At 47.6% G+C, this 12,862-nt stretch carries 13 protein-coding genes; 8 read left to right on the forward strand and 5 right to left on the reverse strand.

Features of this window, described 5'->3' with window-relative positions; translation table 11 throughout:
- The first annotated feature begins 90 nt into the window (after positions 1-90).
- The 3 genes from FAY32_RS00490 (at position 91) to FAY32_RS00500 (ending at position 2,791) form a co-directional block, all read left to right on the forward strand.
- On the forward strand, positions 91-444 hold the full coding sequence (locus FAY32_RS00490) for a hypothetical protein (RefSeq protein WP_143461374.1): 354 nt from the start codon (positions 91-93) through the stop codon (positions 442-444).
- A 318-nt stretch (positions 445-762) separates the two neighbouring features.
- Positions 763-2,169 carry a subtype B tannase gene (locus FAY32_RS00495; protein ID WP_143461375.1) on the forward strand — a complete coding sequence of 469 codons (1,407 nt, stop codon included), beginning with the start codon at positions 763-765 and terminating at the stop codon, positions 2,167-2,169.
- A 253-nt stretch (positions 2,170-2,422) separates the two neighbouring features.
- The gene (locus tag FAY32_RS00500; RefSeq protein WP_143461376.1) at positions 2,423-2,791 is read left to right on the forward strand and encodes a hypothetical protein; all 369 of its coding nucleotides are present in this window, start codon (positions 2,423-2,425) and stop codon (positions 2,789-2,791) included.
- Positions 2,792-2,881: 90 nt separating this feature from the next.
- On the opposite strand, the gene FAY32_RS00505 is transcribed toward FAY32_RS00500, so the two are convergent.
- From FAY32_RS00505 to FAY32_RS00520, 4 genes are all read right to left on the reverse strand, one after another.
- Complete coding sequence (locus tag FAY32_RS00505) at positions 2,882-3,499, reverse strand: sugar O-acetyltransferase (RefSeq protein WP_143461891.1); 618 nt, start codon at positions 3,497-3,499, stop codon at positions 2,882-2,884.
- 5 nt (positions 3,500-3,504) lie between these two features.
- Positions 3,505-4,122 carry a sugar O-acetyltransferase gene (locus FAY32_RS00510; protein WP_143461377.1) on the reverse strand — a complete coding sequence of 206 codons (618 nt, stop codon included), beginning with the start codon at positions 4,120-4,122 and terminating at the stop codon, positions 3,505-3,507.
- Between the two features lie 25 nt (positions 4,123-4,147).
- Positions 4,148-4,558, reverse strand: a complete 411-nt coding sequence (locus tag FAY32_RS00515; RefSeq protein WP_143461378.1) for a peptide deformylase — start codon at positions 4,556-4,558, stop codon at positions 4,148-4,150.
- A 370-nt stretch (positions 4,559-4,928) separates the two neighbouring features.
- A complete protein-coding gene (locus FAY32_RS00520) occupies positions 4,929-5,819 on the reverse strand; it encodes a LysR family transcriptional regulator (protein ID WP_143461379.1) in 891 nt (296 codons plus the stop codon).
- 127 nt (positions 5,820-5,946) lie between these two features.
- Between FAY32_RS00520 and FAY32_RS00525 the strand changes: the two genes are divergently transcribed.
- The 3 genes from FAY32_RS00525 to lpdD are packed head-to-tail and all read left to right on the forward strand — an operon-like array spanning position 5,947 to position 8,407.
- Positions 5,947-7,413 carry a UbiD family decarboxylase gene (locus FAY32_RS00525; RefSeq protein ID WP_143461380.1) on the forward strand — a complete coding sequence of 489 codons (1,467 nt, stop codon included), beginning with the start codon at positions 5,947-5,949 and terminating at the stop codon, positions 7,411-7,413.
- A gap of 17 nt (positions 7,414-7,430) precedes the next feature.
- Positions 7,431-7,994, forward strand: coding sequence for a UbiX family flavin prenyltransferase (locus tag FAY32_RS00530; RefSeq protein WP_143461381.1), 564 nt, complete (start codon positions 7,431-7,433; stop codon positions 7,992-7,994).
- A gap of 2 nt (positions 7,995-7,996) precedes the next feature.
- Positions 7,997-8,407, forward strand: a complete 411-nt coding sequence (gene lpdD, locus FAY32_RS00535; RefSeq protein ID WP_143461382.1) for a prenylated flavin chaperone LpdD — start codon at positions 7,997-7,999, stop codon at positions 8,405-8,407.
- 218 nt (positions 8,408-8,625) lie between these two features.
- Here the strand turns inward: lpdD and FAY32_RS00540 are convergent, their stop codons facing one another.
- Positions 8,626-9,423, reverse strand: coding sequence for a helix-turn-helix transcriptional regulator (locus FAY32_RS00540; RefSeq protein ID WP_143461383.1), 798 nt, complete (start codon positions 9,421-9,423; stop codon positions 8,626-8,628).
- 156 nt (positions 9,424-9,579) lie between these two features.
- Here FAY32_RS00540 and FAY32_RS00545 point away from each other — a divergent pair, with 156 nt between their 5' ends.
- Together FAY32_RS00545 and FAY32_RS00550 are read left to right on the forward strand one after the other, a co-directional pair.
- Positions 9,580-11,523: a hypothetical protein gene (locus tag FAY32_RS00545; RefSeq protein ID WP_225428253.1), complete on the forward strand. Its 1,944-nt coding sequence runs from the start codon at positions 9,580-9,582 to the stop codon at positions 11,521-11,523.
- A 61-nt stretch (positions 11,524-11,584) separates the two neighbouring features.
- Complete coding sequence (locus FAY32_RS00550) at positions 11,585-12,859, forward strand: MFS transporter (RefSeq protein ID WP_143461385.1); 1,275 nt, start codon at positions 11,585-11,587, stop codon at positions 12,857-12,859.
- Positions 12,860-12,862 lie beyond the last annotated feature (3 nt).

A 12,862-nucleotide genomic window follows, 5' to 3' on the forward strand; every position in this document is an offset into this window, starting at 1 on the left:
GTCATTAGCAGAAAAAATTAAATTAATTTGAAATCCCACAAATATTTCGTCACTTTTTACGGAGTTAGTCAGTAGAGAGGGGTGCTTACGATGAGGGTACGTGCAGCACAGCGACAACGATTAGAACAATTAGGAATGGCAGAACGATATGGCTATAAAGCTGGCTATCGCGGGGAGAAACCGACGATTCTCCTGCGTGAGGTGCGGCTGGTGATTGGCAACAGGCTCATGGCGGACCATCTTTGGTTCAACCTGACAAAAGGATTCCAAGGTTTAGGTCAGCTTCGGCGAGGCGATAGCATTCAATTCAATGGGCGTGTTGACCGCTACGTGAAGGGGTATCAGGGAAGTAAAAATCGTATGCCCCATAACACGGTGGTCGATTATCAGCTTAGCCGGCCAACACAGATTGAGATGCACACCCCCGTTGACACCGTTCCGTGACTAGCCTTACCAACTGAGCCATGGCAAGTCATGGCATTGATTCAACGTCTGAATCGGGTTAGCAATGGGCAAGAACGAAGTGGGTCAATGTCCACAAATCCATGATAAAGGTTGTCGGCCCTTGGAGATAATCCGTTGCATGGGTTGGGTCTGAAGTTGACCTATCCCTTAGCCAATTCCGCTGCAATAAACGGCGAAAGCCATTGATTGACCGATTGTACGTTTCGCATCGTAATTGGTCTTAGCCAAATCAATTGCCTCAGGTCACGTTTTCCACTACAGTAGAGCCAATAGTAAAACTGAAATGGAGGACTGACCATGACCTCAGCCTTGAGATTTGACGAAACGAATTATCAGTCAGCGACAGCGACCGTTGATGGCGAAACGCTGACCTACCGTTGTTTTATGGACCTGCCTTACGTGTCGCGACCAGTCGATGATATTCAGAAACTCAACGTTTTTGTTCCGGAGGCGTACTTCAATGGGCAGCGCATCAACGGGTATAATCGTGTGAGCGCACCAATTTTCATGCCCAATACTGTGGGTGGCTACATGCCGGGTCCCCGTGATTTTCCTAAAAATCCACAACCATTTAGCCGTGGTGAGACGATTCTGCAGGCACTTAAGCGAGGCTACGTTGTGGTATCAGCCGGGGTTCGCGGACGAACCCAGACCAATTTTCAGGGCGAATACATCGGCAAAGCCCCAGCGTTTATCGTGGATATGAAGGCTGCGGTTCGTTACGTAAAATTCAACGCCGGCCGTATTCCCGGAGATCCCGAGAAAATCATTACTAACGGGACCAGTGCTGGTGGCGCGACTTCGGCGTTGATGGGGGCCAGTGGCAATGCTGACTACTTTGACACACCATTGCTAACACTTGGGGCAGCGCCAGCGACCGATGACGTCTTTGCCGTTTCGGCCTACTGTCCGATCCATAACCTGGAACATGCGGATGCCGCCTATGAATGGGAGTTTGGTGGTATTTATCAATGGCACCGCCAGAAGATTCGTGTGGCCGACAATCGGCGAATCTGTACACCGATTCATGGTAAATTGACACCAGCTGAGCGGCGATTATCGCCGATCTTGCAGGCCGATTTCAGTGGCTACCTCAACGGATTAAAATTGACGAATGAAGCTGGGCAACCGCTAACGTTGACGGCCGAAGGCGATGGTAGTTTTAAGGATGCGATTATCACGAAGATCCGGCAATCAGCACAGCATGCTTTGACTGCCGGCATCGATGTGACCAAGTACGCTGGCATCACGGTCGTTGATGGGCAAGTTACCCGGCTAGATTGGAATCAATATCTCCGGGCGATTACGCGGATGAAGGGTGTGCCCGCCTTTGATGCACTTGATCTGAGTAGTCCAGAGGCAGATTTGTTCGGCAGTCGGTTGGTCGCCGCGAAGCACTTTACGTCCTTTGCCCAGGCGCATACAACGGTCACTAGTCAACTGGCCGATGCTGATTTAGTTGCGGCTATCAATCCGTTAACTTATCTATTGCAGCCACAAAGTCACATTGCTCGACACTGGCGAATTCGTCATGGCGCAGCTGACCGTGACACGTCATTTGCGATACCGATGATTCTCGCCACTAAATTAAAAAATCTGGGAAAGGATGTTGACTTCGCCTTCCCGTGGGCCACTCCGCACAGTGGTGACTATGACTTACCAGAACTTTTTGCATGGATTGATCATCTTTGTCAGCCACATTAACGCAAACTAAAAAAACGACCGTTAGCGAGTCGTTTTGGATGATGAAAACTAAGGGGTGAAACTGTAAAGATGAGGGTTGATCCCTTAGTTGACAGTGAGAATTAGTGGTTAACCAGTCGTAGCGGTTACTTTTGATTCAAGAAGCGGTAGCGATTAGTTAGTCCCCTGACATAACTTAAAGGTTGCGTTTTAGTTTACTTTCAGGCGCTAATTTTTTACAGTTGGGACAAACCAACAAAAGGGGGAGACTGCCATGCAGAAACTCTATCCGTTTGTGCCACTGTTAAATATTGTGGGTGAAATCTATTTTTTGCTGATCTTGACGTTTGTACCGGATGCGCTAACCAGCCTGGGCGCTGAGCTCCATTGGCAAGCCGGTTCCCTGCAATTGGTCGCGGTTTTAGGCGTCATCGTATGCCTGACATTCTTCGCAAGGAGTCGGCGATTGAAAAGGGTAGGGTTAGTGGTAAATGCTGGCATTATTGCGTTTATGTCCGTTTACCTCTGGCACAGTACCATTGCCCCTAGCATTAGCGAGTATGTTTGGCTGTGGTCGCTACTGATGATTTTCAACCTGGGTCTGATTGGCTGGGGGTGGATGCAGTTAGCGCGTCATGATTAGAAACAGAGTGGGGCAGCGACTAGCCATCAGCTTCCTTTGGTCCACGAATTGAAAATATTAGAAATTAAAAAAGAGGCAAGTGCCTCTTTTTTAGTACAATTCTGGTTTCAGTTTAATTGCATCAGCTGCCGTAATTTCGCGAACCACGCGGCAAGGATTGCCGACTGCCAAGCTGTTGTCTGGAATATCGCGCGTGACGACACTTCCGGCACCAATCACACAGCCACTGCCAATCGTGACGCCGCCGATAACCGTCACGTTGCTACCAAACCAACAGTTGTCGCCGATTTTGATGGGTTTGTCGTATTCGATATCGAATAACGTCCCGTCAGCGTGTGGTTGTAAGTTGCGTTCCTGGTAACGGAGGGGGTGCATGGGCGTAACTAACGTAACGTTTGGCCCAAACCAACAGCTATCACCAATCGTGACCAGACCACAGTCGAGGACGGTAAAGTTGGCATTGGCGTAGAAGTGCTTTCCCAGGTGGGTGTAGCAGCCATAGTCAAAGAAGATCGGTCCTTGAAGATAGGTCCCCTCACCATGATCTGGGACCAATTGGGTCAGTAGGTCTTCACGTTTCTCATCTTCATCATCAAATGTTCGATTGTAGAGCTGTGATAGGCGATGGGCGAGATGTAAGCGAGCATTCAACTTAGGATCACTCGGATCGTACAGCTTACCCGCCAGCATCTTTTCTTCTTCAGTCATTGTCATTAGTAGAGCTCCTTTTTTAATTCGACGGAATCTTCCTCAGTGATGGTCCGAATCACGCGGCAAGGATTACCGACCGCCAGTGAATTGGCCGGAATGTCGCGCGTAACGACACTACCAGCACCGATGACGCTATCATGGCCAATCGTAACGCCACCGGTGACGGTCACATTGCTGGCCAACCAACAGTTAGCTTCAACGGTCAACGGTTTGCCATATTCCTGGTCATACTGAGAGCCGTCCGGTCGCGTCTTCAGGTTGCGTTCCCGTGAAAGCAGCGGGTGCATGGGAGTCACAAAGCTCGCATTAGGGCCGATCATACAATTGTCGCCGATGACAACATCACAAGTGTCCAAGATGGTCAGATTAGCGTTCAGGTAAACATCCTTGCCAAAATGGGTGTGAGTGCCGTAATCGACGAAGGCGGGCCCTTGAACAAAGAGTCCCTGTGGCTTGTCGGGAAACAATTCGGCTTGAATCTCTTGGCGGCGCGGACTCGTTTCGGGTGTTTGCCCCAATTCTTGTGAGAGGGCATGGGCCTTTACTCGGCGTGCGTCCAATTCGGGAATGGTGGCGTCATACAGCTTGCCAGCCAGCATCTTTTTTTCTTCTTCAATCATGTGCTCAAGACACTCCTTATCTAATTTAAATAATAATCCCGTTGCAGTGGTCAATCTCGTGTTGAATGATTTGCGCAACGAAGCCAGTGAAGGTTTGGTGTTGTTGCTGAAAACTCTGGTTTAAAAATGTCACGTCAATGCTTTGGTAGCGGGTCGTGGGCCGCTCACCGGGAAGTGACAGGCAGCCTTCCTGAGTGGCATAAGCACCGGTTTTTTTAGTAATGACAGGATTGATCATGGCGACAGGAATCACGCCCATGTCAACGACGATAATTCGCAGGTTAACGCCGATCATGTTGGCGGCCATACCAACACAGTTCTCACTGTTCGCTTTGAGCGTATCGAGAAGATCCGTGACGGTTGCGGCATCGGCCTTAGTTGCTGGTCGCGATTTTTGTGCTAAACGAGCTTGGTCGTGAACGACGGTTTTAATCATAAGTAGCCTCCAAAAATTGTTTAAATTTCATCGTGATGTTGTAGTTACAGGTGCTAGTAAAAAGGCGTCCCAGCGACGCTTGCGTAAAATGAATGGTTAAAGTTGGTCTTAAAGAATGCCGGGCGAGCGAACGTTAGTGAATTTTCGTCACGGTCAGTAAGTTGCTTGGCGCAACCATGGGGACGCGATGATGGCCACTGTTGTTGCTGCCACGCAGGGGTCAGCGATAGGTCGCAGAAGCCACCGCTAAGTTAGGTTCTAGTATAGCATGTTAAGCGCTCTCATTTTAGACGGAATTTTGCCGAACCAATTAGTCAGGTCAGACTTAACGGCAAAAGTAGTTCGGCAGAATTGAACGAAATCCCAGCAGTTAGTCGGCCGCGTCCGTCAAATACTGTAGAAACTTAGTCGTTGCCTGCGAGCGTGTTCCTCGGGGGTAGACCAGTTGGAGATGGCTGACCATCGGCGTTGCAAACGGCCGTAAGACAACATCGCTGGTCATGAAGGGCGCAGCGGATTTGGCAAACAGAAAGGTGACCTGTGTAGTGTGGGCAATCATCGCGAGTAGCGTTTCGATGTGAGGGGTCGTAAAGCGAATGTTGGGGGTGAAGCCAGCCTGCTGGTAGCGGGTGGCCATTTTTTCGTACACGCCAGACCCGGGATTCAGTGAAACCACGTCAATATTTTGCAAGTCACGCATCTCAATAGCGGGGAGTTGGGCCAGGGGATGGTCGGCTGGCAGTACGACCTGGAGCTCGTCACTAGTTAGCGTCACAGTATCAAATTGAGTCTGATTGAGTTGCTGGCTCTGGACGTCACGGAGAATGCCCAAGTCGAGTTCCTGCTTCTGTAATTTGGCCAGCAGGTTGGCGCCCTCCAGTTCCTCCAGCCGCAGATTGATTTGGGGGAAATCCTGCATGAAATGGCGCATTTTTTCAGCCAGTCCATACTGTGCCATGACCGGCACACTGCCAATGTGGAGCGTCCCCCGTCGCAAGTCCTGATAGTCGAGCAGGTCGTTTTGGAGTAATTGCACCTGTGCTGTAATTGTCTGAGCATAGCGGAAGAAAACCTCACCACTTTCCGTGATGGTCAGTTGGCGCTTGTTGCGGGTTGAAATTAAGGCGACACCAAGTTCGTCTTGCAAGCTACGCAGCCGCTTTGAAAGTGCCGACTGCGAAATATTTAAGGCCACGGCAGCGTCAGAAACGCTGCGCGTCTGATAAAGCGTGATGAAATTGTAGCAGTCATCGATGGTCATGCGGACGTCCTTTCTAGAAATGCTTTTTGTTATTCCTATCAAGCATAACGTTAGTCGAAACTTGAATTGTTTGCAACCGATTTGGCGACTATTCTAATCAATGTAAACCAATTCAGGAGGTCATTGCATGACAGATGAACCATATGACTTACGCAAAGTCTTAACAGAACTGAAGACCCATCCAGGCCAGTATCACGCTACTAACGTTGCGGTCGACCCCAACGCAGAGCTCTCTGGCGTCTATCGTTACATCGGCGCTGGCGGGACCGTTGCGCGGCCAACACAGGAAGGGCCAGCGATGATGTTTACCAACGTTAAAGGGTTCCCCGGTACCAAAGTGTTGACGGGGCTGATGGCCAGTCGCAAACGCGTCGGATTGATGTTTCACCACGATGCGCAAACCCTCGGCCAATTTTTGAACGATTCTGTGGAAAAACCGATTCCTCCAATCATGGTCGAGGATGCTCCTGCTCATGAGGTCGTGCATAAGGCCACTGATCCGGATTTCGATATTCGGCAATTGGTGGCAGCACCGACCAATACCCCGGAGGATGCCGGTCCCTATATCACAGTGGGGGTCGTCTTAGGATCCAACAAGGCCAAGACCATGAGTGACGTCACGATTCACCGAATGGTTTTGGAAGATAAGGACAAGCTGGGTATTTACATCATGCCCGGTGGTCGGCACATTGGCGCGTTTGCCAAGGAATATGAGGCCGTAAACGAACCCATGCCAGTTACGATCAGCATTGGGCTAGACCCGGCAATTACCATTGGCTGTACCTTCGAGCCGCCAACCACGCCACTGGGGTATAACGAACTGGGCGTAGCTGGCGCAATTCGGCAGGAAGCCGTTGGTCTAACGCCGGCACTGACTGTCGATGAAAACGCCATCGCCCGGTCAGAATTTACCTTGGAAGGCTATATTATGCCTAACGAGCGGATTCAAGAGGATATCAATACGCATACGGGCAAAGCGATGCCAGAATTTCCGGGCTACGACGGTGATGCCAATCCGGCACTTCAGGTCATCAAGGTGACGGCCGTGACGCACCGGAAGAATCCGATTATGCAAAGTGTTATTGGGCCTTCCGAGGAACACGTCAGCATGGCGGGCATTCCCACTGAGGCCAGCATTTTAGACCTCACGAACCGGGCCATTCCTGGCAAGGTGTTGAACGTTTATAATCCGCCAGCCGGTGGGGGAAAACTCATGACCATCATGCAGATTCACAAGGAAGACGAGGCTGATGAAGGAATCCAACGACAGGCCGCTTTGCTCGCATTTTCAGCGTTTAAAGAGCTAAAGACCGTGATTTTAGTTGATGAGGATGTTGATATTTTTGATATGAACGATGTCATCTGGACAGTGAATACACGTTTTCAGGCCGATCAGGATCTCATGGTCTTGCCGGGAATGCGCAATCACCCACTCGACCCCTCGGAGCGACCGGAATACGATCCCAAGTCGATTCGGACGCGGGGGATGTCATCAAAGTTGGTGATCGATGGCACCGTACCGTTTGACATGAAGGACCAGTTCGTCCGGGCGAAATTTATGGACGTACCAGATTGGCAAAAGTATTTGGCATAAGCAAGGAGGGGTGACTGATGAAGAAAATCGTGATTGGTGTGACCGGCGCATCGGGAACAATCTATGCGATTGACCTGTTGAAAAAATTGCGGGCCAATCCAGAGGTAGAAACGCACTTGGTGATGAGTGCTTGGGCCAAGAAAAATTTGGCGTTAGAGACGGACTATACGTTGAACCAGATCAAGGACCTGGCCGATGTGGTGTACAGTGATCGCGACCAGGGGGCTGCAATTGCCAGCGGGTCGTTCTTGAATGCCGGCATGGTGATCGTACCGGCCAGTATGAAGACGGTCGCCAGTATTGCTTACGGTTTTGGCGAGAATTTGGTGGCCAGAGCGGCGGATGTGACCATTAAGGAGCAGCGTAAATTGGTCATCGTCCCCCGGGAGACGCCATTGAGTGTGATCCATTTGGAAAACCTAACTAAGCTCGCAAAATTAGGCGCGCAGATTATTCCGCCAATTCCGGCCTTTTACAATCATCCCCAGACCATTCAAGATTTAGTCGACCATCAGAGCATGAAGGTGTTGGATGCCTTTGATATTCCGCTGGTGACGGCGAAACGCTGGGAGGGGGACTAACCGTGCCGATATTTAGCGTGACGCAAGAAGATTATACGATTACCGCGGCCGTCACGGTGATTGGCAAGGACTTACTGATTGTGGTGACCGGCGGCAGTGACCCCCATATTGGCGATGTGACTACCTTGACGCGAGAAACGCCACTGCAGACCATTAAATATCCCAGTCACGACGGTCGATTCCACAAGGACAACTTTGTTGGCGAACGCATTGCCCGAGTCGTCCAACCCGTATTGCCGGGCAGTTGTACAATCACAGCCGGCATCCACATCAATCAGATTACCAAGGCACAAATCGCAGCCTCGGCCCCGATGGGAGAGTCGTTGGGCCGGCAGATTGTAGCTTGGTTGCGGACCCATCCCGTGGTCGCACCGGTGCCAGAGTATTATGGAGATGATGAACAGCCGGAGTAAGTGAGAACTCATCCGTCATATTGTAGTTGCAAGGAATAATTTCCTACACACAATAGTTTAGCGAGCTGACAACAAATCTATTTCTCTAGTTGGTAAAGGGCCACCGTGTTGGCTATGAGATTATTAAGTTTAGACGATTTCAATGCATAACAGAGTGTTTAAAAAAGTTCGGTATTCCACAAATAGACGTGGTGTACCGAACTTTTTTGTAGTAGTGGCTAACCGCTAATGTAATTTTCTTTAAGACTCTTGTCATATTTTACAACGGAGTGCCGAAAGACCTGTGGGGTACAGTCATTGAACTGCTTAAAATTGCGATTAAAACTTTGTACACTAGCGTATCCGCAATTGTAGGCAATTTGGGTAATTGATAGATCCGTATTTTTTAAGAGTTGACGACTATAAGAGATTCGGTAACTATTAAGATACTCAGGAAAGGACAGATGCATAGTTTTTTTGAATGTTTTAGACAGGTAAGAGTAATCAAAGCCGATTTTGTTAGCTAAGTCCTTTAAGGTGCAGGCTTCCTGAAAATTATTTGTCACGTAATCTAAAATTTGATAAACAGTTTCGAATTGCGAGGAACGTTTACGTTCAGTAAACTCGGTTTGTTGAACGATAGTATCACATAAATTGTAAAGCAGGCCTTTGATGCCGTAACTGGTTGACGTCTTTTTAAAATTCAACGGCTGTTTCAGATAGATGACCGGATTGACAGGTACCATTTCTTGGTAATGTTCGCTAAAGGAGCCAATAAACTCGGGTGAAAAAATAACAACAGTAATTTTAGTTGCTGGAGCCATATCAAAACCATGAATTTGGTTAGGGAAGATAATGATAAATTGTTTGGGGTCAACGTGGTAATCAGCATTATCAATTTGGACGTGAAGACGTCCCCGTTGCACGACCAGTAGCTCGTAAGCACGGTGCAAATGGAGTGGAAAGTTGAGGTCCTCTAAGTCAAAATATTTGAAGACAGGGGTGCTCTCCATACCGAAATATTGAAAAAAAGCCATTTTGATCACTTCCTTACAAAACAATTATTGTTCATTGTTAGCCAAAAATCAATATATTATTGTGAGGCCATTTAACTTACACTGATTACAAGATTTAGTTAAGTCGGTTCCACAGGATGAACGGAAATCATCAGTTGAATGTGGCAGGAGGAGTGAATGATGTCAACATATTATGTTTCTAAACAGGGTGACGACCGAAACGTTGGAAATCAAGTTAGTCCGTTTTTAACAATCAACCATGCAGCGCAGATAGCAAAAGCAGGAGATGCAATTATTGTTCATCAAGGCGTTTATCGTGAGCGAGTTGATCCGCGACGGTCCGGCACGGCAACACAGCGAATTATCTACCGAGCGGCTGCCGGTGAACACGTCACCATCAGTGGCGCTGAAGTGGTGACAAACTGGCAGCAGGTAGAACAAGGTGTTTGGCAAACGATCATTGATAATCAGTTATTTGGAAAATTTAATCCGTTTTCCCAGCAACTGCGGGGGGATTGGTTAGAGCAGAGCAATGGTTGCCATGCAGGTGATCTTTACGTTAACGGACGATCGTTTTATGAGGCTAGCACGTTGGATGAGGTATTGGCCGGAGCTAAGCGGAAATTGGTCACGGAGTACATCACTAATGTAACGGTACCTGATCCGCATACTGACCAAACTGGATATTTGTGGTTTGCAGAAGTCGGCAAAAATCAGACGACACTGATTGCTAACTTTCACGAGCTGAACCCGAATCAGGTACTAACAGAGGTTAATGTTCGACAGACCTGCTTTTATCCGTCGCGATTAGGGGTTAACAATATTACAGTTACGGGTTTTGAAATTTGTCAGACTGCAACGCCATGGGCACCACCAACAACTGAGCAGATTGGGATGGTCGGTCCTCACTGGGCTAAAGGGTGGGTGATTGAAAATAATGATCTCCATGATGCTAAGTGTAGTGCTATCAGTCTTGGAACACCGCGGCTCGGTGAAGAAAATTCCTTTTCTAAGCATCATGATAAACCAGGTTATCAATATCAGTTAGAAAAGGTATTTGAAGCACAGCGATTAGGCTGGAGTCGAGAAATGGTGGGATCGCACTTGATCCGTAATAATGAGATTCATCACTGTGGTCAGGGTGGCATTATTGGTAATCTCGGTGGTATCTTCAGTGATATTCGTCATAACCATATTTATGAAATTGGCACGAAGTTTGAATTTGGTGGTTGGGAAATTGCTGCACTGAAATTACATGCCGGTATTGATACGGTTATTGAGGATAATCAAATTGATCACAATACGTTAGGAACGTGGCTAGATTGGCAAGCCCAGGGAACCCAGATTTTACGCAACTTGTATCATCACAATTTACGCGACTTGCTGATTGAGATGTGTCATGGCCCATTCTTAGTTGCAGATAATGTCTTTGCGTCAATTCACGCAATTGATGAGTTTTCTCAAGGCGGTGCGTTTATCAATAATCTGATTGCTGGTGAAATAGCAATTGAAAATGTTTTAAATCGTGCGACACCTTATCATCTTCCTCATAGCACGGCTATTAAGGGATATGCGATGGTCTATGGAAGTGATGACCGGTATATGAACAACATTTTTATTGGATCGACGGATCAGTCATATATAAATGGGACTAAAGCGTACGATGGCAGTTCATTGTCCATGGAGGATTTTGTACAGGCCGTTGAAGTTCGTTTGCCGGGAGACGTTGAGCTGTTTGAAACAGTACGACAACCTGCTTATATCAACAATAATGTCTATTTACAAGGTGCTCAGGGATTTACTAAGGAACATTATGCGTTTAAGGATGCTGATTTCGATACGCATTTTACTGTGATTCAATCAAGGAAGACCGTTAAAGTCAGCTTGAAATTGCCAGCAACTTTCCAGACATTTCGCGGACAGGTTCAGAGTACAGCCACGCTTAGTCCAACTCGGTTATCAGAAATGAGGTTTGAAAATTCTGATGGAAGTACGTTGCGACTAGATCATGACTATTTTGGTTGGCCAAATGATGATGCTGGAGAGAATATCCCAGGACCGTTTAGTCAATTACATTCCGGGGATAATGAAATTGTTGTCTGGGAAAGCCCATTGAGGTAGTAAAAAGTAAAAATGTAAGCGAATTCAGTAGGACTAAATAAATGAAACTAAGGTGACTGAAATGAGTAAAGAAGAACAAAGAGATCCGGCTTGGATTGATTCCATTCCAGATGAGCGCCAACCGAAAGCGCCCATCAAGATTGGGATTGCAACGGGGCTAGGAGCACTCCTCTGGCTAGGACCGTACCTAGGTGTGAATGCTGTCTTACTACCGGCAAAGGTTGAACAGATCACGCCAAGTAATAAAGCTGCGGTTGTTGCCTTAATGGCTTCTGCTGCGATGATTGTTGCGACACTAGCCAATATTATTATTGGTGGCTTATCCGATCTGACTCGTTCTAAATGGGGGCGGCGGACACCATGGATTATTACCGGTTCCATTGGTGGTTGCGTCATGCTAGTTGTTTTCAACATGGTGACATCAGTGACGGGATTGGTCGTCTCGTGGTGTATTTATCAAATCTTTTTAAATGCGATTGTGGCACCGTTACTAGCGATAATTTCTGACCAGGTCGCGCCTAAGCATCGAGGAACGATTTCCTCTATCTATGCTTTTGGATATGTTATTGGTCAGTATGGTGGGCAAATTGTTGGGGCACAGTTTTTGAAGTCGATTGGAACTGGGATTATCGTCATGGGATTCTTGACACTGTTGGCGGGACCAATTGCCGCTTTGATTGTTCGAGAACCCTCTAGTCATGCAATGCCTAAGAAGAGTTTCACCTGGAATATGTTTGTACAAAACTTTATTTTTCCATTACATAATGCCAGAGACTTCTATCTCGCGCTCTTTGGGAAAATGTTTATCAATACGGCAACTTCCGCCATTATGGCTTATCAACTGTATATCTTAAGTGATTATATTCGATTGAATACAAACGGTCAGCAACGGTATGTCTCGCTGATTTCAACGTTGTTAATGATTACGGCAATTGTAATGTCGATTACAGCAGGACCGATTTCCGATAAGATCAAGAGTCGAAAGATTCCGGTGTTTACTGCGGCATTGCTGGTTGCAATCGGGGTCGCTATGCCAGCTACCTCCAGTGCACCATGGACCATGCTAGTGTATGGGGCCGTTGCTGGTCTTGGGATGGGGATTTTCTTCGCGGTTGATCAGGCTTTGAACTTGGAAGTTTTACCCAATCCAGAGAATGCAGCGAAAGACTTAGGCATTTTGAATCTAGCTAACACCGGATCACAAATTTTAGGCCCAATTGTGGCCGCTGGAATTGTTACCGCTGCTGGTGGCAGTTACTATTGGATCTTTCCAATTTGTGCAGCGCTCGCCTTAATTGGTGGTGTTATGGTTCTAATGATTAAAGGTGTTAAATAGGCA

Origin of the sequence: Levilactobacillus enshiensis (assembly GCF_007115095.1) — a bacterium.
Lineage (GTDB): Bacteria > Bacillota > Bacilli > Lactobacillales > Lactobacillaceae > Levilactobacillus > Levilactobacillus enshiensis.

Excerpts from the sequence above, each read along its gene's own strand:
- FAY32_RS00490 (WP_143461374.1), top strand. The coding sequence starts at position 91 with ATGAGGGTACGTGCAGCACAGCGACAACGATTAGAACAATTAGGAATG.
- FAY32_RS00550 (WP_143461385.1), top strand. The coding sequence starts at position 11,585 with ATGAGTAAAGAAGAACAAAGAGATCCGGCTTGGATTGATTCCATTCCA.
- FAY32_RS00495 (WP_143461375.1), top strand. The coding sequence starts at position 763 with ATGACCTCAGCCTTGAGATTTGACGAAACGAATTATCAGTCAGCGACA.
- FAY32_RS00530 (WP_143461381.1), top strand. The coding sequence starts at position 7,431 with ATGAAGAAAATCGTGATTGGTGTGACCGGCGCATCGGGAACAATCTAT.
- FAY32_RS00545 (WP_225428253.1), top strand. The coding sequence starts at position 9,580 with ATGATGTCAACATATTATGTTTCTAAACAGGGTGACGACCGAAACGTT.
- FAY32_RS00500 (WP_143461376.1), top strand. The coding sequence starts at position 2,423 with ATGCAGAAACTCTATCCGTTTGTGCCACTGTTAAATATTGTGGGTGAA.
- FAY32_RS00510 (WP_143461377.1), bottom strand. The coding sequence starts at position 4,122 with ATGATTGAAGAAGAAAAAAAGATGCTGGCTGGCAAGCTGTATGACGCC.
- FAY32_RS00515 (WP_143461378.1), bottom strand. The coding sequence starts at position 4,558 with ATGATTAAAACCGTCGTTCACGACCAAGCTCGTTTAGCACAAAAATCG.
- FAY32_RS00505 (WP_143461891.1), bottom strand. The coding sequence starts at position 3,499 with ATGACTGAAGAAGAAAAGATGCTGGCGGGTAAGCTGTACGATCCGAGT.
- FAY32_RS00520 (WP_143461379.1), bottom strand. The coding sequence starts at position 5,819 with ATGACCATCGATGACTGCTACAATTTCATCACGCTTTATCAGACGCGC.
- FAY32_RS00540 (WP_143461383.1), bottom strand. The coding sequence starts at position 9,423 with ATGGCTTTTTTTCAATATTTCGGTATGGAGAGCACCCCTGTCTTCAAA.
- FAY32_RS00525 (WP_143461380.1), top strand. The coding sequence starts at position 5,947 with ATGACAGATGAACCATATGACTTACGCAAAGTCTTAACAGAACTGAAG.